Origin of the sequence: Salifodinibacter halophilus (genome assembly GCA_012999515.1) — a bacterium.
In the GTDB taxonomy this organism is placed as follows: Bacteria; Pseudomonadota; Gammaproteobacteria; order Nevskiales; family Salinisphaeraceae; genus Salifodinibacter; species Salifodinibacter halophilus.
The window spans coordinates 1-229 of record JABEEB010000890.1 but is presented as its reverse complement, the minus strand read 5'-3'; the positions used below and the strand labels follow the sequence as shown (position 1 = coordinate 229).

Sequence of the window (229 nt, the reverse complement as noted above, 5' to 3'; positions counted from 1 at the left end):
GCCGCTAGCGCGCGGGCGGCGGCGTGAGCCAGCGCAGCGGCACCTGCGCCTGTATCCAGTCGTAGCAATCCAGGCCTTCGCGCCCGGACACGAAAGTATCCGCGCAGCTTGCGCGCTGTCGGTAAGTCACCTGAGCGGGCGACACCGGCGCCAGCGTGCCGGCGAAGCGACGATTCAACCGCACCAGCGCGGCGGCCACCTGTTCGGCGCATCGCGCCTGCTGCGCCTG

General features: G+C 71.6%; 1 protein-coding gene. It reads right to left on the bottom strand.

Annotation, left to right across the window (positions count from 1 at the left end; all coding sequences use genetic code 11):
• Positions 1 to 4 precede the first annotated feature (4 nt).
• Positions 5 to 229: hypothetical protein (locus HKX41_14105; protein ID NNC25267.1), on the bottom strand; the 225-nt coding region annotated here is incomplete at its 5' end.